The sequence below is a fragment of the Campylobacter coli genome (genome assembly GCF_009730395.1).
Classification (GTDB): Bacteria; Campylobacterota; Campylobacteria; order Campylobacterales; family Campylobacteraceae; genus Campylobacter_D; species Campylobacter_D coli.
In genome coordinates, this window is sequence record NZ_CP046317.1 from 594,949 (window position 1) to 611,253 (window position 16,305).

The 16,305-nt window shown below is 31.0% G+C and carries 13 protein-coding genes and 1 tRNA gene; 11 read left to right on the forward strand and 3 right to left on the reverse strand.

What is annotated here, in order from left to right; translation table 11 throughout:
* Positions 1-7: 7 nt before the first annotated feature.
* Positions 8-373, reverse strand: a complete 366-nt coding sequence (locus FOC43_RS02980) for a histidine triad nucleotide-binding protein (protein WP_002776987.1) — start codon at positions 371-373, stop codon at positions 8-10.
* Positions 374-493: 120 nt separating this feature from the next.
* Between FOC43_RS02980 and pheS the strand changes: the two genes are divergently transcribed.
* From pheS to FOC43_RS03035, 11 genes are all read left to right on the forward strand, one after another.
* The gene (gene pheS, locus FOC43_RS02985; RefSeq protein WP_002776986.1) at positions 494-1,486 is read left to right on the forward strand and encodes a phenylalanine--tRNA ligase subunit alpha; all 993 of its coding nucleotides are present in this window, start codon (positions 494-496) and stop codon (positions 1,484-1,486) included.
* Positions 1,483-3,804 (forward strand): phenylalanine--tRNA ligase subunit beta, encoded by a 2,322-nt coding sequence (pheT, locus tag FOC43_RS02990; RefSeq protein ID WP_002790557.1) that lies wholly within the window; start codon positions 1,483-1,485, stop codon positions 3,802-3,804. Before pheS ends, pheT begins: the two co-directional genes overlap by 4 nt.
* A complete protein-coding gene (gene aroA / locus FOC43_RS02995) occupies positions 3,801-5,081 on the forward strand; it encodes a 3-phosphoshikimate 1-carboxyvinyltransferase (protein WP_002776983.1) in 1,281 nt (426 codons plus the stop codon). Before pheT ends, aroA begins: the two co-directional genes overlap by 4 nt.
* The gene (locus tag FOC43_RS03000; RefSeq protein WP_002781744.1) at positions 5,071-5,901 is read left to right on the forward strand and encodes a 4-hydroxy-3-methylbut-2-enyl diphosphate reductase; all 831 of its coding nucleotides are present in this window, start codon (positions 5,071-5,073) and stop codon (positions 5,899-5,901) included. Before aroA ends, FOC43_RS03000 begins: the two co-directional genes overlap by 11 nt.
* Before the next feature lie 140 nt (positions 5,902-6,041).
* Positions 6,042-7,712, forward strand: a complete 1,671-nt coding sequence (locus tag FOC43_RS03005) for a 30S ribosomal protein S1 (RefSeq protein WP_002776978.1) — start codon at positions 6,042-6,044, stop codon at positions 7,710-7,712.
* 2 nt (positions 7,713-7,714) lie between these two features.
* Positions 7,715-8,203, forward strand: a complete 489-nt coding sequence (locus tag FOC43_RS03010) for a hypothetical protein (RefSeq protein WP_002776976.1) — start codon at positions 7,715-7,717, stop codon at positions 8,201-8,203.
* Positions 8,200-9,783, forward strand: coding sequence for a phosphoglycerate dehydrogenase (serA, locus tag FOC43_RS03015; protein WP_002781748.1), 1,584 nt, complete (start codon positions 8,200-8,202; stop codon positions 9,781-9,783). Before FOC43_RS03010 ends, serA begins: the two co-directional genes overlap by 4 nt.
* Complete coding sequence (locus tag FOC43_RS03020) at positions 9,770-10,432, forward strand: response regulator transcription factor (RefSeq protein ID WP_002776972.1); 663 nt, start codon at positions 9,770-9,772, stop codon at positions 10,430-10,432. Before serA ends, FOC43_RS03020 begins: the two co-directional genes overlap by 14 nt.
* Positions 10,426-11,709 (forward strand): sensor histidine kinase, encoded by a 1,284-nt coding sequence (locus FOC43_RS03025; RefSeq protein ID WP_002792457.1) that lies wholly within the window; start codon positions 10,426-10,428, stop codon positions 11,707-11,709. The genes FOC43_RS03020 and FOC43_RS03025 overlap by 7 nt, the downstream gene beginning before the upstream one ends.
* A gap of 8 nt (positions 11,710-11,717) precedes the next feature.
* Positions 11,718-13,649, forward strand: coding sequence for a ribosomal protection-like ABC-F family protein (gene abc-f, locus FOC43_RS03030; RefSeq protein ID WP_002784331.1), 1,932 nt, complete (start codon positions 11,718-11,720; stop codon positions 13,647-13,649).
* A 70-nt stretch (positions 13,650-13,719) separates the two neighbouring features.
* Positions 13,720-13,794 (forward strand) — tRNA-Gly (locus tag FOC43_RS03035).
* Positions 13,795-13,878: 84 nt separating this feature from the next.
* On the opposite strand, the gene FOC43_RS03040 is transcribed toward FOC43_RS03035, so the two are convergent.
* Together FOC43_RS03040 and murA are read right to left on the reverse strand one after the other, a co-directional pair.
* On the reverse strand, positions 13,879-15,045 hold the full coding sequence (locus FOC43_RS03040) for a molybdopterin molybdotransferase MoeA (protein ID WP_002803654.1): 1,167 nt from the start codon (positions 15,043-15,045) through the stop codon (positions 13,879-13,881).
* Positions 15,042-16,298: a UDP-N-acetylglucosamine 1-carboxyvinyltransferase gene (murA, locus tag FOC43_RS03045; protein ID WP_002776956.1), complete on the reverse strand. Its 1,257-nt coding sequence runs from the start codon at positions 16,296-16,298 to the stop codon at positions 15,042-15,044. Before murA ends, FOC43_RS03040 begins: the two co-directional genes overlap by 4 nt.
* Positions 16,299-16,305 lie beyond the last annotated feature (7 nt).

The window sequence follows — 16,305 nt, forward strand, 5'->3', positions numbered from 1 at the left end:
TCATAAATTAAAATAAAGCTTGAGGATTTTCATTCTCATCTTTTTCTTTAGGAAGTCTAAAGCCACCCAACATATGAAAATGTAGATGAAAAACTTCTTGACCGCTGTTTTTGCCACAATTTGTTACCAAGCGATATCCACTTTTATCCACTCCTAAAAGTACAGCCAATTCTTGTATAAAACTTGTCATTTTTTCCATAAGCTTAGGATCAAATTCTTGAAAATCTTTAAAATGTTTTTTCGGGATAATAAGTATATGAATGGGCGCCTTAGGAGCTATATCATGAAAAGCTAAAAAATCATTATTTTCAAGTACTTTATTGCAAGGAATTTTTCCTTCAACAATGAGTTCAAAAACAGTTTTTTCTTTCATTATTTATCCTTCTTTAGTGTTAATTTTATACAATTATATCTTTAAACTTTAGTTTTTATGCTGAATTTAAAATAGTTTTTAATAAAATTAAAACTAAAAATAACTTATTAAGGTAGAAAATTGCAAAATTTTATCGAACAAATTCAAGAATGTAAAAATTTAAATGACTTAGAGGCTCTTCGAGTTGCTGTCCTTGGAAAAAAAGGTATCTTAACAGAGAGTTTTGCAAAACTAAAAGATTTAGCGGGCGAAGAAAAGAAAGAATTTGCAGCTAAATTAAATTCTCAAAAAGATGCTTTTAATGAGGCTTATTTATCAAAATTTAAAATTTTGGAAAATCTTGCTTTAGAAGAAAAAATGAAGCAAGATGCTCTTGATTTTAACTATTTTGATGAAAGTCCTACAAATGGTGCTTTACATCCTGTTATGAGTACTATGGATAGAATTATAGAGTATTTTGTAAATTTAAATTTTAGCATAGAAAAAGGCCCTTTAATAGAAGATGATTTTCATAATTTTGAAGCTTTAAATTTACCAAAATCTCATCCGGCAAGAGATATGCAAGATACTTTTTATTTTGACGATAAAAGACTTTTAAGAACTCAAACTTCTCCTGTGCAGATTCGAACCATGCTTGCACAAAAACCACCCATTAGAATGATAGCTCCAGGAGCAGTTTTTAGAAGAGATTTTGATATCACCCATACTCCTATGTTTCATCAAGTAGAAGGGCTTGTAGTAGAAGAAGGGCAAAGAGTAAGTTTTGCAAATTTAAAAAGTATTTTAGAGGACTTTTTGCGTTATATGTTTGGAGATGTAAAAGTGCGTTTTCGTCCTAGTTTTTTCCCATTTACAGAACCATCAGCAGAAGTTGATATTTCGTGTGTATTTTGCAAGGGTTGTGGATGTAGGGTTTGTAAGCAAACGGGTTGGCTTGAGGTTTTAGGATGCGGGGTTGTAGATCCTAATGTATTTAATTTTGTAGGTTATAAAGATGTAAGTGGCTATGCTTTTGGTCTTGGTGTAGAACGCTTTGCAATGCTTTTACATCAAATTCCTGATCTAAGATCTTTATTTGAAGGTGATTTAAGACTATTGGAGCAATTTAGATGATAATTACTAAAAGTTGGTTAAATGATTGGTTAGATTTTGAAGATAAAAGTTTAGATGATATAGCGCATACATTAAATTCTATAGGTATAGAAGTAGATAAAATTTGCACCTTAAAAGTGCCGGATAAAATCGTAGTGGGTTTTGTCAAAGAAAAAGTAAAGCATGAAAATTCTGACAAATTAAGCATTTGTCAAGTTGATGTTGGAAATGAAATCTTGCAAATAGTTTGCGGAGCCCAAAATGTCGCACAAGGGCAATTTGTCGCAGTGGCCTTAAAAGGTGCTTTAATGCCAAATGGTATGGAGATCAAAGAGGCTAAATTACGAGGAGTAGATTCTTGCGGTATGCTTTGTTCTAGCACAGAATTAGGCTTTGAAAAAATCAATGATGGCATTATGCTTTTAGACGATAGTATAGGCAAATTAGAGCTTGGAAAAGCTTTAAATTCCTATGAAATTTTTAATGATGGTTTGATCGAAGTTGAATTAACTCCAAATAGGGGAGATTGTCTTAGTATTTATGGTATAGCACGCGATTTAGCAGTGGCTTTGAATTTAAACTTAAAAGAAAAACCACCTTTTAAAGAAGGGGAAAATGTTTTAGGCATAGGTCGTATTTTACGCTTGAGTGCTGAAAAAGAATTAAACAGTCTTTATAATTACAGAGCTATAGAATTAAAAGAAAAAATTCAAACCAATCTACTCATTAGTTTAAGATTGGCACAAATAGAAAATTTTGGAAAAAACCCTATAGAAAATTTATTAAATTACGCAACACACTCTACGGGTGTACTCTTTAATGCTTATGATCTCAATTCTTTTTATAAGGAAAATGAAGAATTTACTTTTAGCTTAGTCAAAGAAACACGGGGTGAGACTAAAATTTCTTACCAAGATGAACTTCTTAGTGTAAGCGGAATTTACCAAGAAGAAAAATTTAAATGCAAAGAAGATTCTAAGATAATCATCATCGAGGCAAATTATACTGATCCAATGATTATTGCAGATGCAAAAATGGCTTATAAAAAGCAAGATGAGCAAACTATTTATAGAAGTTTTAGAGGAAGTGAGCCTAAATTGAATTTAGGTATGGATTTTTTATTGAGCGTTTTAGAAAAAAATCCAAATTTGATTATTTATAGCTCCTCACAACAAATTATAACAAATAAGGAATTGTCTAACATAGCAATCAGTATTGAAAGCATTAATAAGACTATAGGTCAAGAAATCGATAAGGATGAAGTTTTAAAAATTCTTAAAAAACTAGGTTTTGAACTTATAATTTCCGCTGATGGACTTGTTAATGTTAAAGCCCCTATGCATCGCCCTGATATAAAAAATCTAGCTGATATTTGTGAAGAAGTAGTGCGTATTATAGGTATTGATAATATCGCTTCAAAAGGTTTGGAATTTGTAGAAAAAAATCGTTTAAATTCCACTTATAAAAATTATAAAGAGCTAGTAGAACTTAGAAAAAAAGCGGTAGCTAACGGATATTTTGAAAGTTTGCATTATGTTTTAGATAATGAAGAGGAGCTAAAATCTCTTGGTTTTAATCCTATAAAATTAAAACTTATCAATCCAATTACTGCAGAGTTAAACACTCTAAGAACAACGCTTTTAAACCATCTTTTAAACGCAGCAAGTTTAAATGCGAAAAATTCTAAAAAGATTATTAAGCTTTTTGAACTTGGAGTAGTTTTTGGAACTAATAATGAAGAACTCAATCATATAGCTTTTGTACATTCAGGCTATCAGGAAGAGCCTAAAATTTCGAATAAAGCAAAGCCTGAATTGGTAAATTTTTATGATTTTCTTTTAGATCTTAAAAATATCATAGGAGATTTTAAATTAAAAGCTTCAAAGCATGATATTTTAAGTCCTTACGAGCAAGCTGATATTTACTTAAAAGATTTAAAAATAGGTTTTGCAGGTCGCTTGCATTTAAAAATAGAAAACGAAAGAGATTTGCTAAAAACATATATTTGCGAACTTGATTTAAATTTGATTAAACATCATTTTAAATTGGCTAAACCTTATTCTAAATTCCCAAGCATTAGCAGAGATCTTAGCATACTTATACCTAAGGGTTTTGAATATGAAAAAATTAAAAATTGCATAGAAGAATTAGATTTAGAAAATTTAGAAAATTTCCGCTTGGTTGATTTGTATAGCGACGCAAACCTTGAAAATTCTTATAGTTTAACTCTTAAATTTGTTTTTAGAGATATGAATAAAACCTTAGAAGAGGCTCAAGTTGCAGAACATATGGATAAAATTTTACAAAGCTTTAAAGAAATGGGGCTTGAATTAAGATGAAAATAAATGCCTTAGAATCTTTTAATACTGAAATTTCTGATATAGCAGCAGATAAAAGCATATCTCATCGTTTTGCTATTTTTTCACTTTTAACCCAAAGTGAAAATAGGGCTAAAAATTATCTTTTAGCTGAAGATACTTTAAATACTCTGAAAATAATAGAAAATTTAGGAGCTAAAGTAAAGCGAGAAGGTTCTAGTGTAAGTATTATGCCGCCTAGTGAGATACTTTCTCCTAATTGTGTTTTAGAATGCGGAAATTCAGGCACTGCAATGCGTTTGATGATAGGATTTTTAGCGGGTGTTTCAGGCTTTTTTGTTTTAAGTGGCGATAAATATCTTAACAATCGCCCCATGAAAAGAATTTGTAAACCTTTAAGTGAAATTGGTGCAAAAATTTACGGCAGAGAACAAGCAAATTTAGCTCCACTTTGTATAGAAGGACAAAAACTAAAAGCTTTTGATTATAAAAGTGAAATTTCTTCAGCTCAAGTTAAAACAGCTATGATTTTATCTGCTTTTAGAGCGGATAAAACTTCCAAATTTAGCGAGATATCTTTAAGTAGAAATCATAGTGAAAACATGCTAAAAGCTATGAATGCACCTTTAAAAATCAGTGATGATTATTTAAGCCTTGAAATTTCTCCTTTAAATCAAGCTTTAAAAGCTCAAGATATTCTTATACCTAACGATCCTTCTTCGGCTTTTTATTTTGCTTTAGCTGCGATTATTTTACCTAATTCTAAAGTAGTTTTAAAAAATATTTTACTCAATCCTACACGTATTGAGGCTTACAAAATTTTGCAAAAAATGGGTGCAAAACTTGAAATAAAAATTACACAAAATGATTTTGAAACCATAGGCGAAATTCATGCAAGCTCAAGCGAGTTAAAAGCAGTAGAAGTTAAAGAAAATATAGCTTGGCTTATAGATGAAGCACCCGCTTTAGCTATAGCATTTGCTTTAGCAAAGGGTAAATCTAAACTCATCAATGCTAAAGAACTTCGGGTAAAAGAAAGCGATAGAATTGCTGCTACGGTTGAAAATTTAAAACTTTGTGGAGTAAATGCTAAAGAACTTGAAGATGGTTTTGAAATCGAAGGCTCTCAAATCAAAAAAGCTAAAATAAAAAGCTATGGGGATCACCGTATTGCCATGAGTTTTGCGATTTTAGGCTTACTTTGCGGAATGGAGATTGATGAAAGTGAGTGTATTAAAACTTCTTTTCCTAACTTTATGGATATTCTTACAAAAATAGGAGCTAGGATTGATTATTGAATTAGCTAAAAATTATGGCTTTTGTTTTGGTGTAAAAAGAGCAATTAAAAAAGCTGAACAAATTAAAGATGCGGCAACCATAGGGCCGCTTATCCATAATAATGAAGAAATTGCTCGCTTGCAAAAGAATTTCAATGTTAAAACCTTAGAGAACATAAGAGCTTTAAGTGATGAAAAAAAAGCCATTATAAGAACACATGGAATTACTAAGCAAGATTTAGAAGAGCTTAAAAAGAAAGATATTGAAATTTTTGATGCAACTTGTCCTTTTGTAACCAAACCACAGCAAATTTGTGAACAAATGAGTGCAGAAGGCTACGATGTGGTAATTTTTGGCGATGAAAATCATCCTGAAGTTAAGGGTGTAAGAAGCTATGTAGCCACAAAAGCTTATGTAGTTTTAGATAAAAAAGATCTTGAAAATATTAAATTACCTAATAAAATAGCAGTTGTAAGTCAAACGACTAAAAAACCTGAACATTTTATGGAAATAGTTAATTTTTTAATTCTTAGGGTTAAAGAAGTAAGAGTTTTTAATACAATTTGTGACGCAACTTTTAAAAATCAAGATGCTATTAAAGAACTTTCTGTCAAAAGTGATGTGATGGTAGTTGTCGGAGGTAAAAATTCAGCCAATACCAAACAACTTTTTTTAATAGCTAAGGCAAACTGCGAAGATAGCTATTTGATCGAAACCGAAGAAGAATTGCAAAAAGAATGGTTTTTAAATAAAACACATTGCGGAATTAGCGCTGGAGCTAGTACGCCTGATTGGATTATTAAAAAAGTTATAGCCAAAATAGAATCGTTTAAGTGCTAAAATTGTGATATTTTATTTTTTCAAAAAGTAAATAAAACTACAATTTAAAAAAAATTAATAAAAATTAAAATTCTTAACACTAATTAAAGAAAAATAAGGTAAAATCAGTCAAATTTTAATTTTTTTTCAAAAGGACCATGATGAGCGAGGTGAACAAAAAAGTTCAAAACAATTTAGAGGACTATCTTGAAGATGAAGACTTTGGGCAGCTTTTAGAAGCTTTTGACAAGTCAAGAGAAGAAACTATAACTGAAGGTGTAATCGTAGAGATTAAAAATGATGAAGTCTATGTAGATATAGGCAGAAAATCAGAAGGTATTTTAGCATTAAATGAAATTCAAGATGAAAATGCTAATTTGTTATTTAAAGTAGGTGATAGCATTAAAGTTGCTGTTGTAGGCTCTCGTGGTGGTAGATCTTTACTTTCTCACAAAAAAGCTTTAAGAAAAGAAAAAGTTATCGATTTTATTCAAAATTATAAAGAAGATGATGAGTATATTTTTGAAGTAAAAGTAGTAGGAAAGAATAAAGGCGGACTTGTTGTTGTAAATGATGATGATGTAGAATTTTTCTTACCAAAATCACAATACGGCTTCAAAGAAAATAACAATCTTATAGGTAAAACTTTTAAGGTTAAAATCATCAAAGTTGATAAAGAAGAGCAAAGCATTATTGTATCTAGAAAGAAAACTTTAGATGATGAAAGAAAAAAACGCAAAGAACTTATTAATAATATCGCTCAGCAAGAAGGGCTTATCGAAGGTGTTGTAAAAAAAATTACAACTTATGGTATGTTTGTTGATGTGGGTGGTGTTGATGGACTTGTTCACTATAGTGAAATTTCATATAAAGGACCTGTAAATCCTAGTATTTTATACAAAGAAGGAGATAAAGTTCCTGTCAAAGTAGTAAAATATGACAAAGATCGCAAACATTTATCCCTTTCTATCAAAGCGGCTTTACCTGATCCTTGGGGAGAAATTAAAGACAGCTTAGAAGTGGGTGATACCATTAAGGTTATTGTTTCAAATATAGAGCCATATGGTGCTTTTGTTGATTTGGGTAACGATATAGAAGGATTTTTGCATATTAGCGAAATTTCTTGGGATAAAAATATAAAAAATCCAAAAGATTATATTAGCAAGGGTCAAGAAATCGATGTTGAAGTTATTGAAATCAATTCAGATGAAAGACGCTTAAGAGTATCTTTAAGAAATTTACTTTCTAAACCTTTTGACGAATTTATGAAAAATCACAAAATTGGTGATGTGATAGAAGGAGAAGTTACTTCAACGACTTCTTTTGGTGCTTTTGTAAAAATTGGTTCTGTAGAGGGTCTTTTGCATAATGAAGATGCATCTTGGGACAGAAATGAAAAATGTAAAGATAAATTTAACAATGGTGATATTATCAAAGTTAAGATTATCAAAATCGACGAAGAGGGTCAAAAAATTTCTTTAAGCATTAAAGAACTTAGCGAATCACCTGTTCAAGAATATGCTAAAAATCATAAAGTAGGCGATATCGTTAAAGGAAAAATTAGAGATATCAAAGATTTTGGAGTATTTGTAGAACTCAATAAAAATGTAGATGCGCTTATTCATAAAGAAGATATTAGTGCTTCAACTCTTGAGAATTTAAAAATTGGTGATGAAATTGAAGCTGCAATTGCATTTATCGATGAAAAGAAAAACAGAATTCGCCTAAGTGTTAAGAATTTGGTTAGAATTAAAGAGCGAGAAGTATTAAATGAAATCAATAGCGACGATAAAGTAACTTTAGGTGATATCATTAAAGATCAGTTAGCTTAATGATGAAAAAATATGCAACTATAAGCATTTTGAGTATTTTATTACTCATCTTGCTTATTGTCGTTTTTGTACTGCTTTGGAAATTTAAAGCAAATTCTAACTTTATTCCCGAATTTGCTAAAGATACAAATACGCATCAGATTGAAGAAAGGCAAACCCAAGAACTCACTTGGCGAGAAGAATTAGCCAAATGGCCTAGTAAAGATTTTACTCCAGCCGTAGAGCAATTTACTCTACATTTTGATGCAGATACTAGTGAGCTTAAAGAAAAAAACAAATACTATCAACTTGTTGTTAATAAGCATGATATTTACTCCATGTTTTGTTTAAGACAGACTTTAAATTCTTTTAACGTGAAGTATTTTTTATTAAAATCCGGCGAAAGTCCTGAAATCTTTTTAGATACGGGCAATAAAAATTTAATTGATGATATTATCAAAGAACTTAAAAAATATAAAATTAACACAGAAGCGAAGGAGATTTGGTTATGAAAAAAAAGATTATTGTTTGTGATGCAATTTTAGATAAGGGTGTAGAGCTTTTAAGAAAAGCTGAGGATATTGAGCTTATAGAAGCTGCTAAAGTTCCAAAGAATGAGTTAATGGATATGCTTGCAGATGTAGAAGTCGCTATTACTAGAAGTTCTACTGATGTAGATGTCAATTTTTTAAATCATGCTAAAAAACTCAAAGCTCTTATACGCGCAGGAGTAGGGGTGGATAATGTTGATATCCCTGAATGTTCCAAACGCGGTGTTATAGTAATGAATGTCCCAACTGCTAATACCATTGCTGCAGTAGAGCTTACTATGGCTCATCTTCTAAGTTCTGCTAGAAGTTTTGTTAATGCACATAATTTTTTAAAGAATGAAAGAAAATGGGAAAGAGAAAAGTGGTATGGCGTAGAGCTCATGGGTAAAACCTTGGGTGTTATCGGTTTTGGAAATATAGGTTCGCGTGTAGCCATCCGTGCCAAAGCTTTTGGTATGAAAATTCTAGCCTACGATCCATATATTTCAGCTTCTAAAATCACAGACTTAGATATGGAGCAAGCAAAAAGTTTGGATGAAATTCTTACTCAAAGCGATTTTATCACCATCCATACGCCAAAAACTAAAGAAACTGATGGTATGATTGGTGCTAATGAAATCGCAAAAATGAAAGATGGTATAAGACTTATTAATTGTGCTCGCGGGGGCTTATATACAGAAGAAGCTCTATGCGAAGGCTTAAAAAGTGGTAAAATAGCTTGGCTTGGTATCGATGTTTTCAAAAAAGAACCTGCTACCAACCATCCTCTTTTAGATTTTGAAAATGTTTCAGTAACCTCTCATCTTGGAGCTAATACTCTAGAAAGTCAAGACAATATTGCAAGAGAAGCTTGTGAACAAGCCCTAAATGCGGCTAGAGGTGTGGCATATCCTAATGCTCTTAATTTACCTATTAAAACTGAGGATTTACCACCTTTTGTAGCACCTTACATCGAGCTTGTTTCTAAGATGGCATTTTTAGCAGTTCAAATTGATAAAAATCCTATAAAAAGTATTAAATTAGAAGCAGAAGGGGTGATAGGCGAATATGCTACTTCAATGCTTACATTTGCTGCTGTAGGAGCTTTAAGTGGAATTTTAGGTGAAAAAATAAATTATGTTAATGCTGAATTTGTTGCCAAAGAAAAAGGTGTAGATTTATCTTGCGAAACCCTTCCAAATAGCGGTTATAACAACAAACTTAGTGTTAAAATCATCACAGAGAATTCAAATATTAATGTTTCAGGAACTGTATTTAATGAAAATGAACAACGCATAGTTGGATTAAATGGCTTTCAAACTGATTTCAAGCCAAAAGGAAAAATGATTATTTTCAAAAATAAAGATATCCCAGGGGTTATTGCTAAAATCAGCTCTGTCTTAGCATCTAAAAATATCAATATCGCTGATTTTAGATTGGGTAGAGATGGTTTTGGATATGCTTTAGCAGTGGTATTGATCGACGAAAAAGTGCAAAAAGAAGTTTTAGAAGAATTAAGACAACTAGAGGCGTGTATATTTGTACAATATGTCGAAATCTAAAATTCTTATCATAGAAGATGATATAGATTTAAATGATTTGCTTAGTTTAAGACTTAAGGCTTGCGATTATCAAATTTTTTCCTTGTTAGATTTTAAAGGAGTTGAAGATTTGCTAGATAGTGAGCAAATCGATCTTTTGATAGTTGATAGAAATCTTCCAAGCGGGGATTCTTTAGATAGGATTAAAGAGCTAAGAAAGCAAGGTTATAAAGAAGCGGTGATTTTTCTAACCGCTAAAACCTTGCATCAAGATTTACTTGAAGGTTTTGAGAGTGGCTGCGATGATTATATGTGCAAACCTTTTGATTTTAATGAATTGTTACTTCGTATTAAAGCTATTTTAAAACGCCACAAAAGAGAAGAAGAAAAGCTAGTTTTTAAAGATTTTTCTTTGGATTTGATCAATTATGAATTTTTCTACAAGAATGAGAAATTAGATGTTTCAAATTTGGAATATGAGCTTTTAAAATGTTTTTTTGAAAATCCCAATACTTTATTGACACGACAATTTTTAAGTGAAAATGTATGGAAAGATGATACCACAAGTGACAAGACGATCAATATAGCATTAACAAGACTAAGAAACAAATTTCCAAAGCTTAAAGAGCATATTATAAGCGTTAGGGGCATTGGTTATAAGATATGTTGAAAACTAAAAATATTTTTATAACTTTTTTTGTTTTGTTGATTTTGTGTTTTGGTGTGATATTTTATACGCTTACAAATTCTTATTTGAATTTTTTACTCTTAAAACAATACGAACAAAAAATCAAAAGCCTTGATGATGTTTTAAAATTTTCTCTTTTAGAAGATTTAAATTCTAACAATATCAAAGAATTTGCACAAGATACAAGGGCGGATTTTATTATTTTGAAAGATGATTTTGAGATTTCTTCGGTTTTAAATGCGGATTTATTTTTAAATTTAGAAGAAAACAAAATTTATGATTTAAATTCAAAAAGAGTTCTTGTAAAAAAATTTACCTATAAAGACTATAAATATATGATCATTGTTTATCCAAGATTTTTAAATTTGCAAATTTTTTGGCTAAAAATCAGCATAAGTTTTGGGATTTATTTCATGCTTGTTTTTATTTTAGTATTTTTTATGGGAAGAAAACTAGCAAAAAGTTTTAAAAAAATTTTAGAATTTTTAAATTTTATCAACGATTCAAAACCCATTATTTTAGAAAAGAGTATTTTTAAAGAGCTAAATTTACTAAACAAAAAACTTTTAAAAACAAAGGAAAAAATCTTAAAAAATACTCAAAAAAACAAAAAACAAAGTGATAAGATTTCTCTTAAAAATACTCAATTAGCAAGTGTTATTTCTGCTATCTCTCATGAGCTTAAAAATCCTTTAAGTGTGATTGATCTTAGCTTAGAAATGCTTAAGGATGAGAATTTAAAAGATGAAAAACTCAAAAACGAATTACTAGAAAAAATTTCACGCCAAAGCCTAAAGTTGAATGCTTTAACACATAAGCTTAATTTTGTTTTTAATCTCAACCACGAAGCCTTGCAAATGCAAGAATTTGATCTTTTTACTTTGTGTGAAAAAATTGTTAAAAACCCAGGTTTTGAAAGAGTGATTTTACGCGGAAAAAGCACTAGAGTAAAAGCGGATGAGTTTTTAATCGAGCAAGTGATTATTAACTTACTTTCTAATGCTCTAAAATACAGCCAAAAAGAGGTTATTTTGATTGCGCAAGATCAAAAGATTAGTGTTTTGGATTTTGGCAAGGGTATAGAAAAGAATCAATTAAAATTTATTACGAAAAAATTTTATAAAATTGACACTAAGAGCAATAATTCTTTTGGACTTGGGCTTTTTTTGGTAAAAAAAATTTTAAGCATACATAAAAGCTATTTAGAAATTTCTAGCACTGTATCGCAGGGTTCTAAATTCAGTTTTAAACTTCATTAAGGAAAAAAATGGCACTTATTGATTTAATTGACGCTTCAAAAAAATTTGGGGAAAAAATTGTTTTAAATGAGGCAAATTTTAGCGCTAATGAAGGCGAAAAAATAGCCATCATAGGAAAAAATGGAGAAGGAAAATCAAGTCTTTTAAAAGCGCTTTTAGGCACTCTAGCTCTAGATAGCGGCAGAGCGGTAAGGCAAAATGGAAAAAGTATAGCCATGCTTTCGCAAACCGTTGATTTTAACGCAAATTTAAGCGTTAAAGAAGCCATAAAAATCGAACTTGAAGAAATTTATAATACTTTAAAAGAATATGAAGCATCGCAAAGCAAACTCGAAAAAGAGCCTACAAACAAAGAGTATTTAAAACAGATGGATGATTTAATTGCTTTAATCGATAGCAAAGATGCTTGGAATATCGAAGCTAAAATCACGCGTGTTTTAAAAGAATTCAGCCTATTGGATTACTCTGATCGTTTGGTTTGCACTTTAAGCGGTGGTGAAATTCGCAGAGTAGGTCTTTGTATACTTTTACTTAAAAATCCTGATATTTTATTGCTTGATGAGCCTACAAACCACCTTGATGTTTATATGACAAGCTTTTTGGAGGATTTGTTAAAAAATTCAAAAATGTGTGTGATTTTTATCTCGCATGATAGATATTTCATCGATGCAATTGCGCATAAATGTGTAGAAGTTGATCAAGGTAAACTTAGTGTGTTTAAGGGTGGTTATACGAATTACCTAGAGAAAAAAACTCAAATTTTAGAAAGTTTAGCTAAAAGCCATGAAACACTTTTAAAGCATTTAAAAAGCGAGGAAGAATGGCTTAGAAGAGGTGTTAAAGCAAGACTTAAAAGAAATGAAGGGCGCAAGGAGCGTATTTTTAAAATGCGTGAAGAAGCTAAAAAAAATCCTGGTGCCATCAAGCGTTTAAAGCTTGAAATTTCAAGGGCAGCTTTAAATTTTACAGGAGAAAAAATTCCTAATCGTAAAAAAATGCTTTTTGAGCTTAAAAATGTAAGTAAAAATTTAGGAGAAAAAGCTCTTTTTGCAGATTTTTCAAGTCGTATTTTACAAGGTGAACGCATTGCTATAGTAGGCAAAAATGGTTGTGGAAAGTCTACTTTTTTAAAAATGCTTTTAGGAGAATTAAAGCAAGATAGTGGAGAGATCAAGCGTGGAGAGATTAAAATAGGGTATTTTGATCAAGCTAGAAGTCTTGTAAATTCAGATAAAACCTTGCTTGAAATTTTTTGCCCTAATGGAGGCGACAGGGTTGAAGTACGCGGAAAAAATATGCATGTTTATGGGTATTTAAAAAATTTCTTATTTCCTAAAGAATTTTTAGATAAAAGCGTTTCCATTTTAAGTGGCGGAGAAAAAAATCGCGTTGCTTTGGCTTTACTTTTTACAGAAGAATATGATGTTTTAATCCTAGATGAGCCTACAAATGATCTTGATATAGCGACTATTAATATTTTAGAAGAGTACTTGCTTAGCTTTGAAGGAGCCATTTTGCTAGTATCTCATGATAGATATTTTGTAGATAAAATTGCTACCAAACTTTATGCTTTTGAGAACGGCGCTAAGATCAATATTTTGCATACGCTTTATACTGAATATCTTGAAAATGAAAAAGAAATGCAAGAATTTGATGATTATGTTTCAAGTCTTGATTTGCAAGAGCAAACTCGTATGCAAAAAGAAAAAAGTAGCAAAAAACTAAGCTATAAAGAAAATGAAATTTTAAAAAATCATCCCGAAAAAATCGAAATGCTTGAAAAACAAATTTCTAAACTCAATAGCGATCTTTCAAACCCAAGCGTATATCAAGAAATAGGTATAAACACTCTTTATGAAGAGCTAGAACAAGCACAAAAAGAATTAGAAAAAGTAGAAAGCGAATATTTTGAAGTTTTGGAAAAAAGTGAAAATCTATAAATTTTTATCAATAAAATATGAAATTTATTGACAAAAATTATTAAAATTTATTATAATTTGACTTCAAATTGCGGGAATAGCTCAGGGGTAGAGCACAACCTTGCCAAGGTTGGGGTCGCGAGTTCGAATCTCGTTTCCCGCTCCATACTTCACAAATTTATTTTTCTTTTCATTTATCTAAAATATCTTTTAAAATAAATCCACTTTTTAAAATAACCATCTTAATATATTAAAGTTTAAAAAGCATGATTCTTTCATCTTTTTGAAAATCTACTTTTTCTTCTTCACTGATGAGTAAAAATTCGCTTTGAATCAGAGGCAGTATCATCCCTGAACCAAATTTATTATCATTAAAAGGATAAAAAATACCCTTTTCTAAATACCCTAAGATAAGATTATTTCTTCCACTTTTTACTTTTAAATCACTCCCCATAAAAGCTTGAATTTGTAAAGGATTTTCTAAATTCCCGTAAAGTAAAGCGATGATTTTTCTAGCAAAGATAAAAGCAGAAAGATAAGCTGCCATAGGATTTCCTGGTAAAATCAATACTAAAGTTTTATCTTTTTGGTAAAGCTTAGTTGGTCTTGCAGGGCGTGCTTTTAAACCCTTAAAAAGTGGAGTAAAGCCTAATTCATTTAAAGCCTTTTCCATAAAATCAGCTTCTCCTACACTCGCACCACCTGAAGTGATTAAAAGATCAAAATTAGCATTTTCTAAAGCTTTTTTAGTTGCATTAAAATCATCTTTAATAATACCAAGATAACTTGTAGCGCAATCTTTAAATAAAGCAAGCAAAGGCAAAGCATTAGCATTATAGATATTTTCCTCATCACAATCTTGCCAAGGTTCTTTTAACTCATCTCCACTTGAAAAAATTCCAATACGAATTTTTCTTACAACTTCTATTTTATAAAGCCCTTGAGAAGAGAGCAGAGCGATATGTCTAGCATTAAGCCTTGTGCCTTTTTTTAGCAAAAGCTCATCTTTTTTTAATTCTTCGCCCTTATAACGATAAGCGTTGTATTGTTTAGGTGGCTTTTTGATGACAAGCTTGCCTTCTTCTATACACTCATCTTCTATCATTAAAATAGTATCGGCATTTTTGGGCATTTTTGCACCTGTCATGATCTTAAAACACTCATTTTTATAGATCTCATAAGTGTTTTTATCTCCAGCTAAAATCGTACCTTTTATATCTAAAGCTTGATTTACATCCGCATAATTAAAAGCATAGCCATCAAGCGCAGCATTATCAAAGCTAGGTAAATTTTTTACAGCATAGAGATCTTTAGCCAAAACCCTATCTTTAGCTTCTTCAAGACTGATTAATTCAAACTCATTAAGAGCCTTAATTTGATCTTGTAAATGCGCTAAAGTTTGAAAAATGTTTTTCATTCTTCAAGCCTTGTGATTTTAGCGCCTAAGGCTTTAAATTTTTCTTCTAATTTTTCATAACCACGATCAAGATGATAAATTCTATGTATTCTACTTGTGCCCTTAGCCACAAGTGCTGCTAAAATCAAAGCCGAAGAAGCACGCAAATCCGTAGCCATAACATCTGCAGCATTTAATTCTTTACCACCCACTATAGTAGCAATATGCCCATTTAATTTAATATCCGCACCCATTCTTAAAAGCTCGCTTACATGCATAAAGCGATTTTCAAAAAGTCTTTCATCGATGATGCTTGTACCCTTTGCCATTAGGGCTAAAGCCATAAATTGTGCTTGCATATCGGTTGGAAAACCAGGATATTCACTAGTCATGATCTCCGTAGCTTTGATTTCTTTTGCAGGAAATAAGGTGATATTATCATTGTCTACCAAAGTTTCAAAACCCATTTGATGGAGTTTTGCTAAAACCGCTCCTAAATGCTCGGCATTTACTTTTTTAAGTGTGATTTTAGAATTTGTAATAGCTCCTGCACACAAATAAGTTCCCGCTTCAATCCTATCAGGAATCACACTAAATTCTTTAAAATCCAAAAGTTCTTTATCTGTGCCATAAATTTCAAGCTCATCTGTGCCTATGCCTTTTATATCAAGCCCAGCCTTGGCTAAAACTTCACAAAGCTGCACGACTTCAGGCTCTTTGGCAACATTTACAAGCTTAGTTTTTCCCTTAGCTAAAGCTGCTGCCATAATGATATTTTCGCTGCCTGTAACGGTAATTTTATCAAAAAGAATTTGAGCTCCTTTTAAATTTCCACTTGCTACGACATAACCTTGTTTTATTTCTATATTTGCACCCATTTTTTCTAAAGCACTTAGGTGTAAATCGATAGGTCTTTGTCCTATAGCACATCCTCCAGGCAATGAAACTTCACAATGATTAAAACGAGCAAGCAAGGGTCCTAAAGTAAGGATAGAAGCGCGCATTTTACGCACGATATCATATTTAGCCACGGTTTTATCAAGTGTTGATGTATCTAAATATGCTGTATTTTCTTTAAAGTCAGTTTTTGCGCCTAAATTTTCAAGCAAAGAAATGAGTGTTTTAATGTCTGCAACATTAGGAACATTATTTATTTTAACTTCATTTTTTGCAAGTATGCTAGAAGCGATTAGGGGTAAAGCGGCATTTTTTGCACCACTTATTATAACTTCACCTTGAAGTTTTTGGGAGCCTTGTATTTCTAAATAAGTCATTATGATA

Excerpts from the sequence above, each read along its gene's own strand:
- FOC43_RS02980 (WP_002776987.1), bottom strand. The coding sequence starts at position 373 with ATGAAAGAAAAAACTGTTTTTGAACTCATTGTTGAAGGAAAAATTCCT.
- pheT (WP_002790557.1), top strand. The coding sequence starts at position 1,483 with ATGATAATTACTAAAAGTTGGTTAAATGATTGGTTAGATTTTGAAGAT.
- aroA (WP_002776983.1), top strand. The coding sequence starts at position 3,801 with ATGAAAATAAATGCCTTAGAATCTTTTAATACTGAAATTTCTGATATA.
- FOC43_RS03005 (WP_002776978.1), top strand. The coding sequence starts at position 6,042 with ATGAGCGAGGTGAACAAAAAAGTTCAAAACAATTTAGAGGACTATCTT.
- FOC43_RS03010 (WP_002776976.1), top strand. The coding sequence starts at position 7,715 with ATGAAAAAATATGCAACTATAAGCATTTTGAGTATTTTATTACTCATC.
- serA (WP_002781748.1), top strand. The coding sequence starts at position 8,200 with ATGAAAAAAAAGATTATTGTTTGTGATGCAATTTTAGATAAGGGTGTA.
- FOC43_RS03020 (WP_002776972.1), top strand. The coding sequence starts at position 9,770 with ATGTCGAAATCTAAAATTCTTATCATAGAAGATGATATAGATTTAAAT.
- FOC43_RS03025 (WP_002792457.1), top strand. The coding sequence starts at position 10,426 with ATGTTGAAAACTAAAAATATTTTTATAACTTTTTTTGTTTTGTTGATT.
- abc-f (WP_002784331.1), top strand. The coding sequence starts at position 11,718 with ATGGCACTTATTGATTTAATTGACGCTTCAAAAAAATTTGGGGAAAAA.
- FOC43_RS03040 (WP_002803654.1), bottom strand. The coding sequence starts at position 15,045 with ATGAAAAACATTTTTCAAACTTTAGCGCATTTACAAGATCAAATTAAG.
- murA (WP_002776956.1), bottom strand. The coding sequence starts at position 16,298 with ATGACTTATTTAGAAATACAAGGCTCCCAAAAACTTCAAGGTGAAGTT.